We start from the raw sequence: 21,595 nt of genomic DNA, 5'->3' as shown, positions 1-21,595 counted from the left end.
ATCAGAATGCGGGTAGGACCGACGGCTCGGACGAGCGGTGCAGTAGCACGGGAATCGACTTGGACGTCGGCGTGTTACAGACGTCGCCAACGCTCGACAGGGGTACGAGCGGGTTGGTCTCTGGGTAGTACGCGCCGATGCAGCCTCGTGGAATGTCGTATTCAACCAGGCGAAAATGGTCTGCACGGCGCTCAAGGTTGTCGTCCCAGACGGTGGTCAAATTCACCCAGTCACCGTTTTTGAAGCCCAGCATTTCAATGTCGGCGCGATTGATGAAGACCACGCGTCGCTGGCCGAACACGCCGCGATAGCGGTCGTCCAGAGCGTAGACGGTGGTGTTGTACTGGTCATGCGAGCGCGTCGTCATGAGTGTCATCAGACGTTCGCCGTGCTGCGCCTTGGCGCGCGCGATCGGCGTGTCCTGTTGCACCGCGTGCACGATGAAGTTCGCCTTGCCGGTTTCGGTTTTCCAGTCGCGCTCTCGCGAGGCCACGCGCAGATGGAAGCCACCCGGATGCTTGATGCGCTCGTTGTACTGGTCGAAGCCTTCGATCGTCTGCTCGATAGCGTCGCGTACCTTCGCGTAATCGGCCGCGTAGCTGAGCCAGTCGACCTTCTCGTCGCCGAGCGTGGCGTGAGCGATATTCGCGACGATGGCCGTCTCGGACATCAGGTTCGGCGAGGCTGGACGGTTCATGCCGTACGAGATGTGGACCATGCTCATCGAGTCTTCGACTGTCACACCTTGCGCTACACCATTTTGCACGTCGATTTCGGTGCGGCCGAGCGTCGGGAGGATCAATGCATTCTCGCCATGGACGAGGTGGCTGCGGTTGAGTTTGGTGGTGATGTGCACAGTGAGCTTGCACGAGCGCAGGCCGTCGAAGGTGCGCAGCGTGTCAGGCGTTGCCATGGAGAAGTTGCCGCCAAGACCCATGAACACTTTGACGTGCCCTTCAATCATGTGCTCGACTGTTTCGACGACGTCGAGGCCGTGTTCACGCGGCGGCTCGAAGTCGAAGAGTTGTCCGAGCCGGTCGAGGAACGCCTGTGCAGGCTTTTCTTCGATACCCACGGTGCGGTTGCCCTGCACATTTGAATGGCCACGCACGGGACACAGGCCCGCGCCTTCCCGACCGATGTTGCCGCGCATCATCAGCAGGTTGGAGAGCATGTGCACGGTCTGCACCGAATGCTTGTGCTGCGTGATGCCCATGCCCCACGTGGCAATGACGCGTTTGCCGTTCGCGTAGATGCGCGCAAGGCCCTCGATATCCTCGCGCGCCACGCCGGATTCCGCTTCGAGAAGCGGCCAGCTTTCCTTGCGGAGGTCCTCCGCGAAGTCGCTGAAGCCGAGCGTGTGCTGCCTGATGAAGTCGATATCGATCACGCGTTCGGTGCCGTTCGCGAGCGCTTCGTCGTCGAGTTCAATCAGGCGCTTGGCAACCCCCTTGATGAGCGCGAAGTCGCCGCCGAGTTTTGGCTGAATGAACATCGACGCGATTTTGGTGCTGCCGAACGTGATCATTTCGACGGGATGCTGCGGGCTCGTGAATCGTTCGAGGCCGCGCTCGCGCAGCGGATTGACCGAAACGATGACAGCGCCGCGTCGCGACGCCTCGCGCAACTCGCCGAGCATGCGCGGATGGTTGGTCGCCGGATTCTGGCCGAAGATGATGATGGTGTCGGAGATTTCGAAGTCATCGAGCGTGACTGTGCCCTTGCCGATGCCGACTGTTGTCGGCAGGCCGCGGCTCGTGGCCTCATGGCACATGTTCGAGCAGTCGGGGAAATTGTTGGTGCCGTACATGCGTACGAACAACTGATATAGGAACGCAGCTTCGTTGCTTGCGCGGCCCGATGTGTAAAACGCGGCCTCGTCGGGTGAATCGAGTTCGTTCAGTTGCTTCGCGATCAGGGTGAATGCGTCGCGCCACGCGATGGGCTTGTAGCGGTCGGTAAGCGCATCGTAGACCATCGGGTCGGTCAGGCGACCGTGCTGCTCGAGCTCGTAGTCGGTCTGTTTCATCAGCGACTCGACGGTATGCGCTTCGAAGAACGCCGGCGTAACGCGCTTGGTCGTCGCTTCGGCGGCCACGGCCTTCACGCCGTTCTCGCAGAACTCGAACGTCGACGCGTGCTCGCGATCGGGCCAGGCGCAGCCGGGGCAGTCGAAACCGTCCGGCTGGTTCTGTTTGAACAACGTGCGATAGTTGCCACCAGAAACACGCTCTTTAATCAGATTGATTGCGACGTACTTCAGTGCGCCCCAGCCTGCGGCGGGGTGATGATACGCCTCGATTTTTCCCTTTGACTTTGCCTTGCTCATGACCCTGCCTCTGTTTACTTCGCGCCGCAAACTGCCGTTATCTGGAGCCGGCCGCGCACTGCGTGTCGTTATCGAAAGAGTAAAAGTAAAGGTCGGGTTCAGAGGCACACAGAATCCTCCGACTTGCTAGAGTACAGTTGTAAAAGCGGCAGGACAGTAAAACATCTGTGCTGTCTGCGGTTCCAGGAATCACGAAAATGAATCTGTATGAAAAGCTCGCGGACGACCTCGAAGTCATGATCCGCAAGGGCGTGTATCGCCCGGGTGACCGGGTGCCGTCGGTCAGGCAGGCGAGTCAACAGCACCGCATCAGCATCACCACGGTGATTCGTGCGTATGTGCTCCTCGAGAGCCGAGGCGTGCTCGAAAGCCGGCCGCAATCCGGCTACTTTGTGAGTTTGCGTATGGGTCAGGGTGGTCACCGGACAGACGAACTACGCCCGACGCGCCCGATTGCCGTATCGGCTTCTGTCGACATGAGTCGCCTTGTGCTCTCTACGCTGCGCTCAATCAGCACCGACGATGCCATCCCACTCGGTTCGCCATATCCCGAAGCTAGTCTCTTTCCATTCGACAAGCTCAATCGTTACGCGTCAGCGGCGGGGCGCAACAAGGAGTTGTGGGGGGTAGCGTACGCCTTGCCGCCGGGCTCTCCGGCACTTTTGAGACAAATCGCACGGCGCTACCTCGAAAACGGCATGGTCGTGGACCCTAACGAGATCATCGTGACGGTGGGAGCCACCGAAGCGATTAATCTTTGCCTGCAGGCTGTCGCAAGACCCGGGGATGTTATTGCCGTCGAATCGCCAACGTTCTACGCGATGCTGCACGCTATCGAACGCTCCGGAATGAAGGCGATTGAGGTAGCGACGCACCCCGAGTACGGCATCGAGATTGAAGAGTTGATGGACATCATCAAATCCCAACCGATTGCGGCTTGCATGGTGATGCCGAATTTCCAAAACCCGCTCGGCTTTCAGATGCCTGACGAGCGTAAGCGTGCACTTGTAGAACTGGCTACTGACGCCGACATTCCAATCATCGAAAACGGCGTCTACAACGAACTGTATTTTGGCGACTCGCACCCCACTACTCTGAAAACATACGACAAAAAAGGTATCGTGTTGCACTGCGGCTCATTTTCGAAGAGCCTGACTGCCGCGTATCGCATCGGCTGGGCATTGCCGGGGCGCTATCGCGATGAGGTCGAAAAGCTGAAGTTTCTGAATACGCTGACGACGTCAGTGATTCCCCAACTGGCGATTGCCGAATACCTCGAACGCGATGGCTACGAGCATCACCTCAGGCGCATCCGCAAAAACTTCGCGCAGCAGGCGAATCTGATGCGCGCGATGGTGACGCGTTTCTTTCCAGCGGGCACACGTATGTCCAGTCCGGCCGGTGGGTACGTATTGTGGGTCGAATTGCCGGCGAAAGTGGACTCGATGAAGCTGTATCAGCTTGCTTTGGAGAGGGGCATCACCATCGGGCCTGGTTACATGTTCTCGATCACGGATACCTATCGAAACTTCATTCGACTCAACTACAGTAGTCGATGGTCCGCAGAAATCGAGCAGGCCGTGATTACAGTCGGTAAGCTTGCAGCGGCTTGCGCACGCTGACCTCGGTACGATCAGGTACAGCTCGCCTGTGCGGAAGAAAGCACAGTGCTGCACACCGCCGGAAAGGCACTCACGTGACAGCTACAGTACTAGAATCGGCATTGCTGAAACGCGATATGGCGATTATGAGTCTGACTCAACCACCTCAAGACGACGCCTGTGAGCCTTCAATTGCCGTTGTGCTTGAGCAGCTCTGGATGGATTTTACCGATCGTCATGGCCGGCATTCGTCGATTGCACGGCTCGCCAAGCAGGCGCATTTGCCGATGCGTACGCTTCGACGGACGTTGACTCGCCTTAAGTCAGCTGGGCTTGCCGACTTCTCAATCGACGAGAAGGGTAGAGGGTTTGCTACGCTCAGTGCGCAGGGCGTCGACCTGTGCTTGGAGATCGCCCAGATATCCGCCGATGCAGACTCGTAGGGCTTACCTGTTTGCGTTATCAGTTGTGTGGCCCAATAACTCCAAGCCCTGTGCGTTCAGGTTGATCACGACGACTCGAGAGGCTAACCGGAACGTCTCGATTGCCCCAGAGTCAGCCAGTGCACGCAAATAGCGTAGCACGGTAGCGGGCGGCAATTGCGTCTGCTCGACTAGCCAGTCCGTGGTGACTTTTGTCCTAGGCTTCAGCGGACGCGTCTGCCCCTTGGCGATAGCAGTGAGGATCAAGTCCAGCGTAGCGTCGCGGACGGGCGACGGATCAGGCGTTCCATCTGGTCGCACTTGGCGTGACCTCCGGTGACATGCGGGTAAGTAAGTGTGGGGCGGATCGGCATACAGGCCGCCAGGCGCGTGTCGCAGGATATTTCGTCACTAGTGCGCTTCACATGCACAGTTCGTGCGTTAAATCCGAAGTACAGTTGCGAAGGGCCTAGCTTTGCAAAAACGGGCCAAGCCCGCGATCACGATTCGGGCAAAGTCAAATCCGGAGTGACGTGTTCGAGCAGCGACGAAAGCTAATCGGGCGAACGCCTAGTCGCAATGCCACCGAGTTCGCAAGCCAGGACGTCAACAGATTCGGCTGAATTGAGCCCGGGAGCTCGCCAAGATTGGCGCTCACCGGCCTGTCGTTCGCGTGCAAGTGTCGGTGTCACACCCGCCAATAGGATTGCTCGCCGAAGATCGTGGAGTAGAAGTCAAGAAATGCACGGACTTTCGACGACACGGTTTTTTTGCGTGGATACACTGCCCAGATAGCGGGTTCTGCGTGCGTAGCCTGTGCCTCCCATTCCGGGAGGAGGCGCGCGAGCGACCCGGCGCGCAATGCTGGGCCAATAGACCAAATGGGCAGCAATGCAATACCGCATCCCGCAGCGGCCAGGTCTAGTATCGCCTCCGTGTCGTCGGCACGTAGACGTCCTTGGAGTTTGATTTCGATTTCCCTTTCGCGTTTGCCACCCCTTGCCCGCCGCACGAGCAGCCAGGAATCATCACCAGCCAAAGTGAAACGGATAGCCGGATGTGACTGAAGTTGGTCAGGCGAAGCAGGTACACCATAGAGTTTGATGTGGGTCGGGCTAGCGCATACCACGCGCTTGTGATCTGCGAGTCGCAGAGCCATCAACTGAGAGTCGGGTAGGACACCGATTCGGATGGCGAGGTCAATACTCGTATCGACTAGATTGAGTACCTCGTCGTTGAACACGGCATCAATACTGATATCTGGGTATTTTTCGATGAACTCGGGTAGGTGCGGGATAATGTGGCGACGGCCAAACGATGTCGGCATTGTTACGCGAAGAAGTCCCTTCGGCGAAGCATTTAACGACGAAGTCATCTCCCTCGCTTCACCGAGTAGACGCATGGCGGTCGTGCTGTGTTCTCGGAATACCCGCCCACCCTCAGTCAATGTGAGGCCGCGAGTTGAGCGGTTGAAAAGCGCGATGCCAAGATCGCGTTCCAGTTCGGCGATGTAACGAGATACTGTCGAGGTCTTGACCTTGAGTTGGTCAGCAGCCTTATTGAAACTACGAAGATCAGCAGCGAGCAGGAATGCACGCACGGCAGCAAAATAGTCCATTGGCGGGGTCCTTATTGACTGTTCTCGCGTCGTATCGAGGGAAGGATCGCTTGGGGAGGGAATGGTTCTGGATAACGCAAGCTACCTATTTTATCCATTTGAATCTGCCGACAGGCGAATCTATTGGCGACCTATCGAAAACACGGAGTGGTGCCCCCGCGCGCGTCCCCGCCATCAGCCTGTGGCTGCCGCGCGAGGGGTCCTGTTCCGGACCATGCTGCAGTACAACGGGATGACGACGGCGTAGGGTTCGACGAAGTGGATGAAGCGTAGTCAACCCCGACCTCTAGCTGCTGAAATAGCGCAAGAGCCCGACGGGCCCGGAAGGTCGTGGAATAAGGGAATGCCTGCCTTGAGTTTGCGTACTACCATCGCGACATCAATGCGGTGGAGAACAACATTTTCGCGGCGAGACGTCGCCGTCTAGCAGTAGGCATCCCCCTTCTTACCGCGCCTTCAGCGCGGCCGCCAGAGGCTGGGAGCGCAGGGGACGTCAAGTGCCACTTTGGTTGCTTGTCCGCATTGGCGCGCCCCACTTACGTTTTAAAAATACGACAATCCGGCCTCTGCGTATCTTTCCCATTCACGCACCTTCTAATTGATGATTCAGAGATCCGGTTGAGCACCGCTGGAGTGTGCGCGAGATGAATGTGAAATCTTAGTCGCCATGTTGCCATGAATCCGGCTAACTGCACCTCGCCGCGCATGAGAAATCTGAATTGCGCAAATGGATTTGCCAGCGTTGATCGGAGTTGAGAACATATTGAGCGAATCGATCCAAAATACTATGAAGATTGCCAAATGCGGCTCGAAATCATCCCGGACGCATCGCAATCGTGGTGACTTTTCCGCTGCGTTTCATCCCGAAATTTCAGATCCAATCGGCAAATCAGTTGTGAGTTGTGTGGCATGCGGGCCCGGTGCGATCCATGCCGACGACAACGATGGTACATGAATTTCGACGGATTGGATCCTTTGCATTCGTGGTATTCGAATGAATTGAACTTGTCGAGAGCGTTTAGTTACTCTCGTGGCGGATTATTACTGTTAGATGGAAATATCATATCCGGAGTCGGAATGCAGCTTGGACAAAATATGCAAGGCTCTTCACGAGGCTGTGAAGCGGCAATGGCAACGCCACCGAAAGGACTCGCAAAGTTGCTCGAGGACGCCGATATTGCGATCAATGGTGATCGTCCATGGGATATACGCGTCTTTGACGAGAAGGTATATCGCCGGGTCCTGTCGAGTTGGTCTCTTGGACTCGGGGAGGCCTACATGGACGGGCAATGGGAATGTGAAAGACTAGATGAGTTCTTCACGCGCATCTTGTGTGCTGACCTCGATTCGGCGGCCTCGGGACTCGCAAGATTTAGACTTATCGGGGAGCACCTTCGACACAGGCTTTTCAATCTCCAGTCCGTACGGCGAGCATTTCAGGTTGGGGAGCGCCACTATGATGTCGGTAATGACGTCTTTGAGGCCATGCTCGATCATCGGATGATCTATTCGTGTGGCTACTGGGAGAGCGCGCAAGATCTCACAACCGCACAGTTCGACAAGTTGGACATGATCTGCCGCAAGCTGGATCTGAAGTATGGTGAGACGCTTCTCGATATCGGCTGCGGATGGGGGGGACTTGCAAGGTTCGCTGCGGAACATTATGGAGCACGAGTCACCGGGGTGACTGTTTCGAAGGAGCAACTGGTTCTCGCTCGCGAGCGGTGCCGTGGACTTCCAGTAACCCTTCTTCTTCAGGACTACCGGGAACTAGGCGGTCGCTTCGACAAGATTGCGTCTGTTGGAATGTTCGAGCATGTTGGGAAAAAGAACTACGACACGTACTTCCGTACGGTTAAGGAACTCCTCGAGCCGGGTGGGCAATTTCTTTTGCACACGATCGGAATCGCACAAACATCTGCGGGAACCGACCCGTGGCTCGACCACTACATCTTTCCGAACGGAAGGCTGCCGTCGGTACGGCAGATTGCTGATGCCGTCGAAGGACACTTCGTCGTCGAAGACTTGCACAACTTCGGGGCAGACTACGACCGGACGTTGATGTCTTGGTGGGAGAATTTTGCCCTCGCGTGGCCGGAGCTTAAATCGCGCTACGATGAACGGTTTTATCGCATGTGGAAATACTATTTGCATTGTTGCGCTGGATTCTTTAGATCTCGCCAAGGCCAACTGTGGCAGGTAGTGCTCACGCACCCACAGCGCTCAGGCGCCTATCGTTCCGTAAGGCCGAATTTAGATGCGCGCTTGGAGGTAGGCGCACGCACTGGCCGGCGCTTTATGGAGGAAGGGGGCCGACTGCGCATCGTGCATTCCGGGGAGTAGCCGAAGGAGGCTACGGGGCCTGAGCTTCGTCAGATGGGGATCGAGGATCGAGGCTCGACGACATGATTGTTTTGTGAGGGACTGCGCTATATGCGGACACGGAGGCCAAAAAGTCTTTTTTACGAAACGGTCCGGAGCCCAATTTCCATTTCTCGTCGCTGCGCCTGAGGTATCGGCATTCGCGAGCATGCAAGGCGGCGCGTGGAAAAGAGATTTGCGGAACAGGGAGCGCCCGCCGCGCAGATTGGCACATATGCTGAGTTTCTCTCACATCCGGCCGCCGGTTCTTCACCGGCGGTATTTTCCCCAGCCACGGTCTTTCGTGGCTGGGTTTTTTTTAGCCTTTCCGCACCTACCCGTGCACCCTCCCAGGGATCTCTTCGGAGATCCTTTTGGTCTGTGGACTCATCAGTGTGGGTTTTAGGAGTACATATTGAAGCGGCACAAGCCTGCTCATCGCGTTTTAAAAAATAGGTACTACACCGGATATCTTAATGGAGATATCGGATGCAACTCTTACGAATCCGCAAGGTAGCAGCACAGCTGGGCGTGGCAGTAGGGACACCGCGACGCTGGCACCGGCAAGCTCGACTGGCGCCGGCCGGTCGTGCGGTTGGCGGGCATCGACGCTCCGAGCGGGGGTTCACCTGTCCAGGCTTGCGGTGGACGGGGGCCTATCGGCAAGACCGTCTGCTACAACCCCTGTTTCATCTCATGATCAGGTTGCACAGTTCAGGCCGCAGGCTGCAAGGCGTTCACCGTCGACTGGGCAACGGAGGTCCGCAAGCCGGTTGTTGCGGGAGACTAGACTTTACGGCCAAGTAGAAGGCGATGGCGCAGTTCAGCCCGAAGCTAGCCCGCATGCTCTCGGGGCTGCTCTATTCGAAATACCGGCAGCTACTCGAGGCGAAATGCTTCCGTGCGGGTGTCGAACTCATCAGGATTAATGCAGCCTGGACGTCGAGCATCGGTGCAGTGAAGTAAGCATCACGACGGGGCTGGAGTGTGTATGCTGCCGCCGCGGGTTATTGGCCGTCGCGGACAGAAGTAGACTGAACGCTACCTACGCGCGCGCACGGCAGTCCGTGTTCCGGTGCGGTGTGGTCACCACGCCCTCGAGCTACCTCCGAGGAAAAGTAGGGATTCGCGTGAGACCGCCTGGCGAGGCGTTCATGCCGTGTACAGAGGAGTGGTGCGCGAGCATTGGCTTCCCACCTGGGGCAGTTCGCTGCGCCGGCTGTGAAAGGTAACCGTGGTAGCGGCGCGAGCGCCGCGCTCCTCAGCAGGGCGACCGTTTGTCCTGCGAAGAGGAACTGCGTGAGCAGGTTTGTGCACCTTCCAACTAAACGGCATTGTCGTACATATATCGGCGCGACCACGGGAGCGTATTGGCGCTTCGGCCGGCCTTCCGGCATACGATTTGAAAGACCGACAAATCGTCGCGCTCAAATGCGTACGCGCACCCCCCGAGATAGACGCGCCAGATCCGGAATATCTCGTCGTCCACGAGCGTGCGCGCCTTCTTGGCTTGAGCCTCGAAGTTTTCGCTCCAGATGCCGAGAGTGCGCGCGTAGTGCCGCCGCAGATTCTCAACGTCGATCGGCTCCAAGCCGCCGCGTTGCATTGTCTCGAGAGCAAGGCTGATATGCGACAGTTCTCCGTCAGGGAATACGAAGCGGTCCATGAACTCGCCGCCGCCGAGGCCGTTCTCATCGCCGTTCGAATCCGTCGATGTGATTCCGTGATTCATTGCGATTCCGTCGTGGGCGAGCAATGACCGGATCCGTGAGAAATAGTAAGGCAGCTTTCTGCGTCCGACGTGCTCAAACATGCCTACGCTTGTGATGCGGTCGAACTGTCCTTCTATGTCGCGATAGTCCTGCAACCGGATCTCAATGCGGTCTTCGAGTCCGGCGGCCCTTACGCGCTCGGTGGCGAGATCAAACTGGTTCTGCGAAATCGTCACTCCTACACAGCGCGCACCGAACTTTTGGGCCGCGCGAAGAACGAGCGCCCCCCATCCACAACCAATATCGAGTAGCGTCTGGCCTTCCTTCAACTGGATCTTCGTAAGCACGTGATCGATTTTTTTTAGCTGCGCAATCGCGAGGTCTTCGTCACCGTTCTCGAAGTAGCCGCATGAGTAGACCATGTTCTCATCAAGCCAAAGCCTGTAGAAGGCATTGGATACGTCATAGTGGTAGCGGATCGCTTGCCTGTCTGACCTTTTCGAATGAGCCATGAAAGGACTCGCACGCGCGACGTTTCTCGTGCCGCTGACGCAGGTAAGTGCAAGGGAGTATCCAACGTCGATAATGTCCTTAAGCGCTCCCTCGAGATCTATCCTACCTTTCACGTAGGCCTCTCCAAGCCTGTCGAGACTGGGGTGCAGGAGGAACGGCAGCGCAGAGAGGTCCCTGATCCTTAGCGTCACGAGCGGCTGGTGAAACGTCCCAAGGTCGAAGTGCTCGCCGTTCCACAGCGCGAGCCGCGCGGGGAGCTCGGTCTTTGACCGTACTTCGTTCACCCACTGGGCCAGTTTCTTTTCCCAGAGCATCTGAATTCTCCATTCTTTGTTGAAGCGAGTTGAGTCAGCTCTTAAATCGCGTACTTTTGTGCGGAAAGTCAGGCGTGACGTCGCTCTCGGGACGAGTTTATGGGAAAGATTGGCCGGCCAATAGACCCAGTATGCAAATTAGATTTGCAATTTTTGTGTGTTTAAATGCAGCAGGATCTATGGCGTTCGATGAACCAAAAATAAGCCGGTTGATCGCTCTCGAACTAACTGATCCAGGTGAGCTGTGATGGCGCGCGGCATGTCATAAGGTGATGCACACTGGTCCTTAAATTGCAAATCAATCTTCACGAATGGGTGCTTGCGCGTAGCAATGGCTGCCCCTTACTGTAGTGGATCGCAATCGTCCGGGCGTTGATGACCTTGCATTGCGCGGTTTCGTGCAGACGGTTCAGTCAACCTAGGCGCGACTTATCAACCTTGAATGCCAAAATTCTCGTATGAATCTGTGGAAATCCGTCAAGAGCGGGTATGTCCTCCTCGTTTCAATCAGCACGATGCTGTTTGCCGTGAATAGCGCGCAGGCACAGTCTGCGGGTCCCCCCGTTAATGCGCGTGCGTGGGTCCTGATGGATGCCACCAGCAATCAGGTGCTCGCTTCCGAGAATGCTGACGCGCGAGTGGAGCCGGCATCCCTGACGAAACTCATGACCGCATATCTGGTCTTTAAGGCGCTGCAGGATAAAAGAATTCGCATGGACGAAACGGTGCTTCCTGACGATGCTGTCCATTCCGTCGCGAAGGACGAGTCGAGAATGTTCCTCGAGGCAAACAAGCTCGTGTCTATACACGACCTGCTGTACGGCTTGCTTGTAGATTCCGGTAACGATGCAGCCATTGCCTTAGCCGAAGTCGTGGGCGGCACGCAATCACAGTTCGTCGCCATGATGAACGCGCAAGCTCAGGCAATAGGAATGAGTCATACGCATTTCGCGAACGTGAACGGTATGCCCGACTCCAATCACTACTCGTCGGCTGGTGATCTTGCCATCTTGGCGAGCAGGGTCGTTCATGATTTTCCTCAGTATTACCCTATTTTCTCCACAAAGACATTTTCGTACGACAATATTCGCCAGCCAAACCGAAATCGACTACTTTGGATCGACCGGACTGTTGACGGCCTGAAGACCGGCCATACCGCAACTGCGGGCTACTGCCTTATCGCGAGCGCCATACGACCGGTGCCCGGCAGCGATGGGCTGACTCGGCGGGTTATAAGCGTTGTGATGGGGGATCCTAGTGGAACGGATCGCGTACGGGACAGCCTGAAACTGCTCGACTTCGCCTTCAACGAATTTGTGGAAGTCCCGTTCTATAAGGCAGGTCAAGTAGTTGAGAGTTCACGACTTTACGAGGGGAGAGAACTCAGCGTCAGGGTTGGCGTTCGGGATGCACTAATGTTGACAGCGCCTGCCGGTGATGAACGGGGAGTTGAGCCGAAAGTAACGATGATGTCGCCGCTGATAGCACCGCTAGCGGCGGGGCAGAAAGTAGGAAATGTCGAACTCATTTCGCGTAACGGACGGGTCTTGGCGAATGCGCCACTCGTGGCGCTAGAGGCAGTTCCACAGGCAAGCGTCCTGGCGCGTGCGTGGGACTTCATGCTGCTGAAATTCGATAGTGTCGGTTGACGAGATGAACGCTGTTCCGGTCGCGACCCACTCAACTATCGCGACAGTATTCGGCCGGTTTGCGCGACGCGAGGTCCGTCTGTCGGCCCTTTCAGTTCATCTGTGCTTTTGCGTCATATCTAGTCCACGTCGGCAAGTTGCCCATTTCGCACAAGGTGTGCAATCAAAAGTGTTTTGCAGGGAGGGGCTTTCCCGCGGTAAGTCGAAGACTATACTCGCAGACGCGATCAGCGACTGCCGGTGACACACTGGCGCATTCGTCCCCGGTCGTTGTCGGCTGGGGATTTTTTTCGTAGATCCAGTGTTCTTCGTCTTGATCATGTGAGCCCACACAAGGTACGTTCGGGTGCATGGCACGCGATGGCTTGCCTCGATCGGCTGAAGTCTGCTCAGGCTATCGAAGAATTTTCCAGATGTGCAGCGGTATTCGCTGTTGCGTTCACGATGCGTGGTATGGACCTGTGACGAAGAAGCCCGATCATATAATCGAGTCAGCGACGGAATATGTGCGCCAGCACTTCGGTCGGTTCCTTGGCGTAATTGAGCTTGTCGGCCTAGTCGTTATTGGTCTGGCGACGGCGTATGCAATTGGGAAAGAAGCCTGGAAGATCGTTCAGGATCGCGATGTTTCGCTTACCGATCTTTTGTTGATGTTCCTCTATCTAGAGGTGCTGGCAATGGACCTGCGTTATCTTCGCTTGGGGCAATTGCCGGTTCGATTTCCACTCTACATCGCCATGGCATCGCTTGCGCGCGATCTGATACTTCGCGGGATGGCTGACGGCTGGCTACAGTTGCTAACGACAACCATAGGGATAGCACTCGTCGCGGCGAGCACACTCATTCTCCACATTGAGCAGAAGCGCGTTACGAGCGTGGGCGTGAGGGACGAATTCGAAGGCGAAAAACAGGATTAGCGTTGTAGCCGATCGACACGACGACCACACAAAACAGTATCGCGAGTTAAAAATTCGTTTCATTAGTCGATTTTGTTGCCAGCGTTGCCGATGAGCGGCTTGAAGAGTCGTTCGGATTCGCGCGAACCGTCGTGAGTAAGTATCGCAGATTTGCTTTGTTGACGGGATCGCCGATGAGGCCGCGCTCATAAAGACGATTGAGTGAACCCCAATAGAGGCCATGTCAGGCGCGGTTGTGCACATGCGGCCGAAGGCAAGTCGAGTGTTCAGGCTGCGATCGATATCGGTTCGGGGATCTGTCTGTGGGCTGCACTTAGTCATGCCAGTTAAAGTCCATCTCGTGGTTCCTAGACGGCCCGAAAGTTACGCGCTGGAAGACCGCAGCAGTCTCGGTGTGTGCATCGCCGTGGACCAGGCACTCTCGGAATCGCTGTCGCGCTATTCGTTCCTGCTGGCGCGTGCCGGGGACGTCTTCGTCGGGATTCTGGCGCACGACCTGCGCGCGCCGCTCGGTGCCATTGCCATGTCCGTACAATATCTGCTGCAGGCAGACGAGCTTCCCGCACAGGTGTTGCGTGTCGGCGCGTGCGGCACCCGAATGCAACGCATGATCGCGGATGTGCTGGACTTTACCCGCACGCGTCTGGGTGACCTGCTTCCGGTTACCCTGGCGTCCTGTAACGTGGGCAACTTCTGCCAGCAGGCGATCGCGGACATCAATACGATGCACCCGGACAGCGCGGCGTGGTGGCTCGTGGACGGTGACCTGTCAGGTAGTTGGGACCGCGGGCGGCTCGCACGGATGGTCACGAACCTCCTGCAGAACGCGCTTGATCACGGCCGGCCCGAGACCCCGGTTATCCTCACGATCCACGGTTCCAATGGCGTGGTCAACTTATCGGTGTTCAATGAAGGGGGAGCCCATCCCGGCCTCTGCATTGCAGGCAATCTTCGATCCGTTGACGCGCACTTCGTCTGACGATTCATCCCGTCGGGCTGGGGCAGGACTCGGGCTCGGGCCTGTTCATTGCGAGTCCGATTGCGACGGCCCACGGCGTAGACTTCAGGTGATTTCGGATAACGATGGCACGGCTTTTTTTGGGTTCATCGAGGATTACCGGGGAACGCGGCGCGGATCTTGAGGAAGAAGTACTCCTCGTCGCGGTACCCGTAGGCTCTACGCTTGATGACCTTGATGGTGTCGTTGATCCCTTCGACGACGCTGGTATTGAGTGGATGGCGACAGCGCGCCAGGATTCCATGCCAGTAGCCTTGCAGGCGCTGGGCAAATAGCTGCAGGGCAGCGATCCCGCTTTGCTGCGCCTGTTCGAACCACTGCTCCCACGCCTTTTGCGCCCACGCGGGTTTCTGGTAAAACCACAGCCGTTTCAGTTCGTCGCGCAGCACGTAGACGCATAGCAATGACTGGTTGGCAGGCAGCAGTTCCTTCAGTTGCACTGACTGCTCAGGTTTGAGGTTGCGACGGTTGCGCAGCAGAAGCCAGCGACTGGACTTGAGCACCTTGCGCGCCGGCCGGTCGTGGCGTAGCTGGTTGGCCTGATCGACGCGCACCCGATCGATCACCTCGCGCCCGTATTTGGCTACGACATGGAACAGGTCGTAGACGATTTCGGCCTGCGGGCAATGCTCGTTGATCTCCAGCTCGTAGGCCGTCGTCATGTCGATTGCCACCGCTTCGATACGCTCGGCGACACCCTCAGGAAGCTGCTCAAAGAAGGCGCGGGCGGTCTCGCGCGAGTGTCCCTGCCCAACCCAGAGCACCTGGCGCCCGACTGGATCGACCACGACCGTGGCATAGCGATGGCCTTTGTGGAGCGCAAACTCATCCATCGCCAGATAGCGGATGCCCGACCAGTCCGGTTCGGCCACACGGGCCTGCAGGCGCATCTTGTCGATCGACTTGACCGTATGCCAGCCCAGATCGTAAAAGGCGGCCACCGCCTGCACGCTGGCCGCCTGCAACAGCTTCTCGCAGGCCTTGGCAAACCGCTCGGTCACCCGCTGGTAGCGGCCCAGCCAGTCCAGTTTCTCCAGCCTCGGACCACCACAGTGTTCGCACCACACGCGTCGGCGTGGCACATGCAGCACCACCCGGTACTCGAACAGCGGCAGATCACGCACGCGTCGCACGCTCGTCTCATGAATCTGCGAACAGCGCGCTCCACATTGCTCGCAATACATGACCTTGCTCACCGGCTTCAGATACAGCGAGAGCGTATGGCCTTCACCTTGTGGCCATTCAACCCGTTCCAGCCGATATCCTGTCCAGCAGCCCAGCGCCTGAAGTGCCTTGCGATCGAGCAACTCCGCCTCCTGAATTCCATAAAAGTCAGGACTCAGGTTACGCAATCATCCTCAGAAGTTCCACGGTTTCCTACGAAGAACCTTTTTTTGCCTCCTTTCCTCGCGTCGCGCTTGAGCCCGTTCGCGCTTGTGGCGCGCATTAAGTCTGCATGAAATCGCCGTGCTGCTGCTGCTCGCCTCCGCGCCTGTAGAAACGACGGCGGCCACGCCAGACTACCTGGCGCTGCAGAGTGCCGGGCTGGTAGATGTCGTGAATGCGCGCTTTTCGCTGACCGACTCGGGCACGGCGGTGCTCTGTCTGCTTGACAGCGCCTGAGTCCTTTCATCCGGCGGCGCGCACACCTCGATTTTGTGCACTCTGAACAAGCGTCACGTAGGCACATAATACCCACACAGATGTGCGTGCCAAACCATGCAGAATCAGGCGAGGCGGCTGATCATGCTTTGTCACTTTGTTCGATCAGTTGAATCCCGAAGTTCGATGAGTTGAGGGATGCTGTGGGTGCTTACTACGATGTTTATGCCATTGAGAAAATGGGTTCCGAAAGGAAGCTTTTTTCGCAATGTTCCGCTTTCAGAGCGCCGCTTACGGATCAGGCATATGTCGTAGTGGTGGACAACGGTGTCTTCCGGATCGCCGCTGGCATCTCCGATGAGGGCGAGTACACACAATTCTATGAGGCGTATCTACAAGGGATCTGGCTGTCGTTGAGGCTCTATCAAATTCCGAGGGAAAAACTTGGAGATTGTCCGGATCAGGGGTGGCGTCCCAGCATATTGCGGGAGCGGCCCTGAAATACCTGTCGAGTCGGGGCTACGCCGCGAATAGACGAGGGCGTACGACTCAGAAATTCGCTCGCCCCGGCCCTGAAAGCGGCCAATCTCCAGAGGCGTGGCGACGTGTCCGTGCCGCGGTTTAAAGGAAGTCGTGGTGTCGAATGCCGGACTGAGGATTTTTGGCACCCCTTCGATGACCGTCTCGATCGATCGCAAATGTAACGGGAACATTCGACGTTCGCGGTCCAGCATATGAACAATTTAGCGAGCACTGACTTGATGTAACATTCCGCAATTGTTCACTCCTGCGTACCGGGATCCCTCTGTGCCTGCGCGTCTGTTCCGCTCGGCGAATGGCGACCGCAACCGTTTCGTGACGCTTTATTACGGGATCGTCTTCAGTCTCCTGCTGGCCGCCGCAATGTTTTTGTATCAAGCACGCGTCATTGTTCAGGACAATCTCCGTGACGAGGAAGCGTTCGCGGTTCTCGGAGCCGCGACCTGGGTCCTCCACGACCTGGAGAGCGCTGAAACTGGACAACGCGGCTTTCTGCTTACAGGAAATGAAAGCTATCTGAATCCGTACCGTCAAGGCATGAACGACCTCGATGGCGCGCTGCTGCGGCTTAAGCAGATCGTCGGTGTTGATCCGGACTCGCTAGAGGTCGTTCGGCGTATCGAGCAGGTGAAGACGGAAAAGGTCGCGGAACTCACCCGAACCGTAGAACTCGCGCGCGCGGGGCAACGCCGTGCCGCCATTGCGCTCGTGCAGACAGACGAAGGCCGGCGTTACATGGACACGCTTCGTCTGGATCTCGGTCAGCTACTCGACGTGTGGCGCCAGAGGCGGCGTTCGGCCACGCGCGACGCACAGGAGAGAATCCAGCTGGAAACGGCTGCGCTAGCCGTTACGGCTGTGCTCGTCTGCGCACTAATGCTGTACGCGCTGTTCGTGCAACGTCGCGCCTTCGCCAGGATGCGCGCGTGGTCAGATGTACTTGACAGACAGGCGGCGCAGGATCCCCTGACAGGCCTTCCCAACCGTCGCAGGCTGCTCGCGGCCATCGCGGCCTTGACGGAGCACGCAGGTCCGGCGCGGGTTGCCTTGCTGTACATGGACATCGATGGATTCAAGCGCGTCAATGATGCATTGGGGCACAGTGCTGGCGACGCATTGCTGTGCCGGCTCGCTGAGGCGCTCCGCGGTGCGACGCGAGAGGCCGATGTACTTGCAAGGGTCGGCGGAGACGAATTTGTATTGCTTGTTAAGGATTGCGGCGATGACAGCCAGCTTCGCGATCTGGCGGGGCGTCTGATCGGCTGCGTACGTTCCGCAGGAGAGCGCAACTACAGCGGCCGTTTTCCTGTGGGCGTGAGTGTTGGAATAGCGACATTCCCCGATCGCGTGCAGAGTGTCGAGGAACTGCTCGATGTCGCTGATGCGGCGATGTATATAGCAAAGCGTATTGGCCGCTCAACCTATTTCTTCGGTTCGTCCCCGGAACCGCGATGTGCGGAAATTTTGTGCCCCTCAAGCGATGGGGCCGAACTGAACGAATGAAACGTTGATAAGAGCGGCGGCTTATGCAAGTGGGCACAAAGCGGTATGGGTTTCCAGATTGTGATCTGAGATTCCGCTCGGCGCAGCGATAAAATTTGCCTCGGCCCCTTTGACCAAGTGAGCGGTCTCTTTTCATCCATTTTTATGCGGCTTTCGGGCCGCGTTTTTTTTGAAATGTTCATATCATTCAAATCGACGCTTTGGCAAGCCGCTTTGGGAAAATTACATTTGCACACTCGGTTATGTAGTTGAAGCTTTCGCTTGACGATAACTGACTCAGGGTACGATTGCGGTACTGCGGTCGAATCGACCTACCGCATCGCGGGAGAATGACATAGGTCTTTTGGTGGCGGCCATCACGGTCGCTCGCCGCGCAGTGCCGGTGCGACGTTGATCCTTTCGAAAGGTAATTCAGTTTATGGTTGATCCAATGGCTTCCCTTTCGATCTTCTCGGATCGGATCATTTACACGGCGCCAGGTATCACGGCGAAGGCGACGTCCCGCCCCGCGATGGTGGTGGTCATTGGTACCTGGAACACGCTGCGGCTCGATACGATGGATGAGAGTCACACTGGGCGCGTCTTGCTGGTTGCCCCCAATGTCAGGCGCTCAATCGCGGCGCGTGATTCCGGGCTATATAGCGTCCAATTGGACTCGGCGAGCGAGCTTTGCCAGTGCCTGCTCAAACAAGTACTAAAAGACAAGCGGGTTGTCGATCTATCGAACAGAATGGATGATTTTATGATGCGAACCGCTGCAGCGGCTCTGAATGAACGACAAGACTGCGAAGTGGTGCGTATCGGCTCGCAGCGACTGCTCAAGGCGCTGTTTCCGGAGGCAGCAAGATCCCAATCGGCCGATGCCCGCGTTGACGCGGTTGCCTCCTGGCTTCGCACTCACGTGCCGGTACGCACGGATCCGCGTCGATTGGCCGGTATCTGCGGCCTTTCGGAGAGCCGCCTCGCACATCTTTTTTTACAAGAGACGGGTGTTGCGATTCGCGAATATCTGCTTTGGCTCAAGATGTGCAAAGCCGCAGAAATGTTTGTCGCAAATGTGACGCTCACCGAAATCGCACATTCGTCGGGATTCTCCGATCTGGCGCATTTGAGCAGGACCTTCAGGCGGTACTTCGATCTCAGTCCCTCGTTTCTCTCAAATCCCGAATCCGTACGCCTGCAAATAAGCAAGGAACCTTTCAACAACCGGGATTAAACTGGCATGAAGATGGCGCGCGAGACCCGTATGTGAACAGGACAGCGTAACTTGGCCCTCGGCGCATCGCACATTTCAGGGCTTCGGTGGCTCCCTCTTCCTATTCCCCGGACGGGGCAAAATGGGAAACAGCAGTTTCATTCAAGGCGCTGCGTGCGGCTTGCGGCACAATCTAAATTAACCGAAAACGCGATTGCCTACGCACCATGACGGCGAAGCCTACGCATGAGCTTTGAGATTAGCTTTTACGTATCAAATTAGCTCTGTACTACTTGGCACGGGTACACGGACGCGCCTTTTCGGGTGTTGCGGAAGAACCGCCGGTCAATTCGTATGATATGAGAGGTATCGATATGACAACAGGTCGCCGCAACCGGATGGCAGGTGATGCGCAGTGGCTGGCCGATCATGAAATGGACTTGGCGCGAAGCGCTTCTCACATTGCGAGCATGCAACATGAAGAAAGCATTCAAGCGGCCGTGAAAGAAACCCTTCTCCAGTTTGAATCCGCGTACGGAAGCGCAGAATCTAAAATATTCATGCATGCACTCGTCAGGAAGCTGGAGGAACGGGGAAATCTCAGAGCAGTTGAAATGCTTAGGGCATTTGTAAAGCGCGGTCAATCGCCCGGTACAACTCGGTAAACCATCGCTCCTTGTCCAGTCTGGAAAAATCGGATAGGTGTGCACTTGCCGAAGGGTAACTGGCAGAATAACGAGGACAATGTGATTCCATTGCTAGACGAAGAGTCCGATCGGGGTGGTATACCCACTAACGTCCTTCAGACGTACTGATTAAGGACGCGTGATACGTTTAGGATTCTCATTCACCCAACGTGGTTGATGGTGTCATGCATGCGATTTTGTACGCCGCGCCATCGTCTGCATGGAAGGCAATGGAATTCGCGAATTGTTGGACAGCTCTAACTGAGATTCACGACGACGAGCAACGTACTACTCGTCGTCACCACTCCCGAACGCATTTTCAGTTAATCAACTTTGCGCACTGTGGGTGCGTCAATATGGCAAAACGAATTACGTATGTAACCGGGGGAATGGGTGGTATTGGAACCGCAATATGCTAGCGGCTCCATAGCGACGGGCTTACCGCTGTTGCCGGCTGTGGGCCAAACTCGCCGCGGCGCGAGCGGTGGCTGGGGAGCAGGCCCCGCTCGGTTTTGACTTCACTGCGTCGGAGGGGAACGTCGCGGACTGGGCCGAGGTCGCCTTCGCAAAGGTAAAGAGGGAGCTTGGTGAAATCGATGTGCTGGTTCGACGATTGTCTCGTGGCTAGCGAGTGACGAATAGGCGTGTGCAACTGGAGCAGACGTCTCGCTGAACGGCGGCCTTCACATCTATATCAATGTCCGATGAGCAATTGGTCCTTGCACTCGCAAATGGCGTCAGGGCCATCGTGCGAACTTCGTCCTCCTGGCGCGGAAGTTGGTGGTTGAGCTTCCACCCGCCTATGGCAAGGCTTTGCGTAGTGCGTAACACCCGTAGCAGGAGGCAGTCGGACATACCTACGGAGGCTGACGTGGATCAATCTTGGCTGGGAATGGCTGTTGGCACGAGCGTACTTGTTGTCGCAGCGTTTGCGGTCATGGCGCACTACCGTCGTGAACGGCGCCGAGCCGATCTCCTGCGCAACCTTGGTCACGACGACTGGTGGCAACGGTGCCAGACGCGACGTTAGGCATTTCAGGAAACATGGTTTCACATGCGCTTCAACCTGCTATTTTGAGGCCGATAGGCCGTCCTCGGTTCGGTTCCGGCGCGCCCCGGCACATAGAAGGAAGTTTGGCGTCGGCCGTTATCGGTCAATGCCTGTTTCTTATGTCCTGACGGCCTGCGCGCACTCCGCGGTCCGGTGGTGCGGCACGCTTTCTGCTGCGCCGTCTGGCGAGACTGCGCCTAGCGCATGTCCGGCACGGAGCTTCGACCTAAGCGAGGCAGCCTTATGGGAGGGATGGACCATTTACACGCGGGCCTCCCGGCGGCGCGCGGCAATCAAGAGCCGTACGGACGCGAGCGCGGCGCAGGATTCAGCGCTGCGATCCTGGCGGCCGCAGCGGTCAACGAGATGTTTGTCCATATTCCCAGAAATTTTACATAAAAGAAATGATCACTTTTTGGTTTGTGGGGGCTACGTCCTAATGTCGTGTTCTGGCTATTTACAGATGTCGTGTTTTTGAGCGCTGGCAAGCTGGCAGACTGCTGCAACCGCTGCGGGGCCTGCCATGAAGCCGGACACGACGCTGGTGAGTTTGAGCATGCGCGA

Annotated in this window: 14 protein-coding genes and 2 pseudogenes; 11 read left to right on the top strand and 5 right to left on the bottom strand. The window is 57.0% G+C overall.

The window, feature by feature from the left end; all coding sequences use genetic code 11:
• Window position 1: 1 nt before the first annotated feature.
• Window positions 2-2,329 carry an FdhF/YdeP family oxidoreductase gene (locus AB4Y36_RS35690; RefSeq protein ID WP_368685466.1) on the bottom strand — a complete coding sequence of 776 codons (2,328 nt, stop codon included), beginning with the start codon at window positions 2,327-2,329 and terminating at the stop codon, window positions 2-4.
• A gap of 197 nt (window positions 2,330-2,526) precedes the next feature.
• Here AB4Y36_RS35690 and AB4Y36_RS35685 point away from each other — a divergent pair, with 197 nt between their 5' ends.
• Window positions 2,527-3,951: a PLP-dependent aminotransferase family protein gene (locus tag AB4Y36_RS35685; RefSeq protein ID WP_368685465.1), complete on the top strand. Its 1,425-nt coding sequence runs from the start codon at window positions 2,527-2,529 to the stop codon at window positions 3,949-3,951.
• Window positions 3,952-4,025: 74 nt separating this feature from the next.
• On the top strand, window positions 4,026-4,373 hold the full coding sequence (locus tag AB4Y36_RS35680; RefSeq protein WP_368685464.1) for a transcriptional regulator: 348 nt from the start codon (window positions 4,026-4,028) through the stop codon (window positions 4,371-4,373).
• A gap of 667 nt (window positions 4,374-5,040) precedes the next feature.
• Here AB4Y36_RS35680 and AB4Y36_RS35675 read toward each other — a convergent pair.
• On the bottom strand, window positions 5,041-5,970 hold the full coding sequence (locus tag AB4Y36_RS35675; protein WP_368685463.1) for a LysR family transcriptional regulator: 930 nt from the start codon (window positions 5,968-5,970) through the stop codon (window positions 5,041-5,043).
• A gap of 1,128 nt (window positions 5,971-7,098) precedes the next feature.
• Here AB4Y36_RS35675 and cfa point away from each other — a divergent pair.
• Entirely contained in the window at window positions 7,099-8,313 is a 1,215-nt protein-coding gene (gene cfa, locus AB4Y36_RS35670; protein ID WP_368685507.1) for a cyclopropane fatty acyl phospholipid synthase, read from the top strand.
• Between the two features lie 1,342 nt (window positions 8,314-9,655).
• Here cfa and AB4Y36_RS35665 read toward each other — a convergent pair.
• Complete coding sequence (locus AB4Y36_RS35665; RefSeq protein ID WP_368685462.1) at window positions 9,656-10,870, bottom strand: class I SAM-dependent methyltransferase; 1,215 nt, start codon at window positions 10,868-10,870, stop codon at window positions 9,656-9,658.
• Window positions 10,871-11,328: 458 nt separating this feature from the next.
• Here AB4Y36_RS35665 and AB4Y36_RS35660 point away from each other — a divergent pair, with 458 nt between their 5' ends.
• A complete protein-coding gene (locus AB4Y36_RS35660) occupies window positions 11,329-12,519 on the top strand; it encodes a D-alanyl-D-alanine carboxypeptidase family protein (protein WP_368685461.1) in 1,191 nt (396 codons plus the stop codon).
• Between the two features lie 461 nt (window positions 12,520-12,980).
• The gene (locus AB4Y36_RS35655; RefSeq protein WP_368685460.1) at window positions 12,981-13,436 is read left to right on the top strand and encodes a phosphate-starvation-inducible protein PsiE; all 456 of its coding nucleotides are present in this window, start codon (window positions 12,981-12,983) and stop codon (window positions 13,434-13,436) included.
• A gap of 62 nt (window positions 13,437-13,498) precedes the next feature.
• On the opposite strand, the pseudogene AB4Y36_RS35650 reads toward AB4Y36_RS35655, so the two are convergent.
• Window positions 13,499-13,647 (bottom strand): annotated as a pseudogene (locus AB4Y36_RS35650) (DUF6429 family protein); the annotation flags it as partial.
• Window positions 13,648-13,755: 108 nt separating this feature from the next.
• Here AB4Y36_RS35650 and AB4Y36_RS35645 point away from each other — a divergent pair.
• On the top strand, window positions 13,756-14,415 hold the full coding sequence (locus tag AB4Y36_RS35645) for a sensor histidine kinase (protein ID WP_368685459.1): 660 nt from the start codon (window positions 13,756-13,758) through the stop codon (window positions 14,413-14,415).
• 125 nt (window positions 14,416-14,540) lie between these two features.
• Here AB4Y36_RS35645 and AB4Y36_RS35640 read toward each other — a convergent pair whose 3' ends face one another.
• A complete protein-coding gene (locus AB4Y36_RS35640) occupies window positions 14,541-15,761 on the bottom strand; it encodes an ISL3 family transposase (RefSeq protein ID WP_368685458.1) in 1,221 nt (406 codons plus the stop codon).
• Window positions 15,762-15,921: 160 nt separating this feature from the next.
• Between AB4Y36_RS35640 and AB4Y36_RS35635 the strand changes: the two genes are divergently transcribed.
• The 5 genes and pseudogenes from AB4Y36_RS35635 to AB4Y36_RS35615 all read left to right on the top strand — a co-directional run.
• On the top strand, window positions 15,922-16,077 hold the full coding sequence (locus AB4Y36_RS35635; protein ID WP_368685457.1) for a hypothetical protein: 156 nt from the start codon (window positions 15,922-15,924) through the stop codon (window positions 16,075-16,077).
• A gap of 786 nt (window positions 16,078-16,863) precedes the next feature.
• The gene (locus AB4Y36_RS35630) at window positions 16,864-18,099 is read left to right on the top strand and encodes a diguanylate cyclase (RefSeq protein ID WP_368685456.1); all 1,236 of its coding nucleotides are present in this window, start codon (window positions 16,864-16,866) and stop codon (window positions 18,097-18,099) included.
• A 418-nt stretch (window positions 18,100-18,517) separates the two neighbouring features.
• Window positions 18,518-19,315, top strand: coding sequence for a helix-turn-helix transcriptional regulator (locus AB4Y36_RS35625; protein WP_368685455.1), 798 nt, complete (start codon window positions 18,518-18,520; stop codon window positions 19,313-19,315).
• A 353-nt stretch (window positions 19,316-19,668) separates the two neighbouring features.
• Window positions 19,669-19,959 (top strand): hypothetical protein, encoded by a 291-nt coding sequence (locus tag AB4Y36_RS35620; RefSeq protein ID WP_368685454.1) that lies wholly within the window; start codon window positions 19,669-19,671, stop codon window positions 19,957-19,959.
• A 377-nt stretch (window positions 19,960-20,336) separates the two neighbouring features.
• Window positions 20,337-20,587, top strand: a pseudogene (locus AB4Y36_RS35615) (SDR family NAD(P)-dependent oxidoreductase); the annotation flags it as partial.
• Between the last annotated feature and the right edge of the window lie 1,008 nt (window positions 20,588-21,595).

Source organism: Paraburkholderia sp. BR10936 (assembly GCF_040965735.1).
Taxonomy (GTDB): Bacteria; Pseudomonadota; Gammaproteobacteria; order Burkholderiales; family Burkholderiaceae; genus Paraburkholderia; species Paraburkholderia nodosa_A.
Note: the sequence above shows the minus strand (reverse complement) of the source record. Positions and strands in the feature narration are given on the sequence as shown.

Coding starts and splice junctions, on each gene's coding strand:
- AB4Y36_RS35625 (WP_368685455.1), top strand. CDS start 18,518: ATGGTTGATCCAATGGCTTCCCTTTCGATCTTCTCGGATCGGATCATT.
- AB4Y36_RS35685 (WP_368685465.1), top strand. CDS start 2,527: ATGAATCTGTATGAAAAGCTCGCGGACGACCTCGAAGTCATGATCCGC.
- AB4Y36_RS35620 (WP_368685454.1), top strand. CDS start 19,669: ATGACAACAGGTCGCCGCAACCGGATGGCAGGTGATGCGCAGTGGCTG.
- AB4Y36_RS35660 (WP_368685461.1), top strand. CDS start 11,329: ATGAATCTGTGGAAATCCGTCAAGAGCGGGTATGTCCTCCTCGTTTCA.
- AB4Y36_RS35690 (WP_368685466.1), bottom strand. CDS start 2,329: ATGAGCAAGGCAAAGTCAAAGGGAAAAATCGAGGCGTATCATCACCCC.
- AB4Y36_RS35645 (WP_368685459.1), top strand. CDS start 13,756: ATGCCAGTTAAAGTCCATCTCGTGGTTCCTAGACGGCCCGAAAGTTAC.
- AB4Y36_RS35675 (WP_368685463.1), bottom strand. CDS start 5,970: ATGGACTATTTTGCTGCCGTGCGTGCATTCCTGCTCGCTGCTGATCTT.
- AB4Y36_RS35665 (WP_368685462.1), bottom strand. CDS start 10,870: ATGCTCTGGGAAAAGAAACTGGCCCAGTGGGTGAACGAAGTACGGTCA.
- cfa (WP_368685507.1), top strand. CDS start 7,099: ATGGCAACGCCACCGAAAGGACTCGCAAAGTTGCTCGAGGACGCCGAT.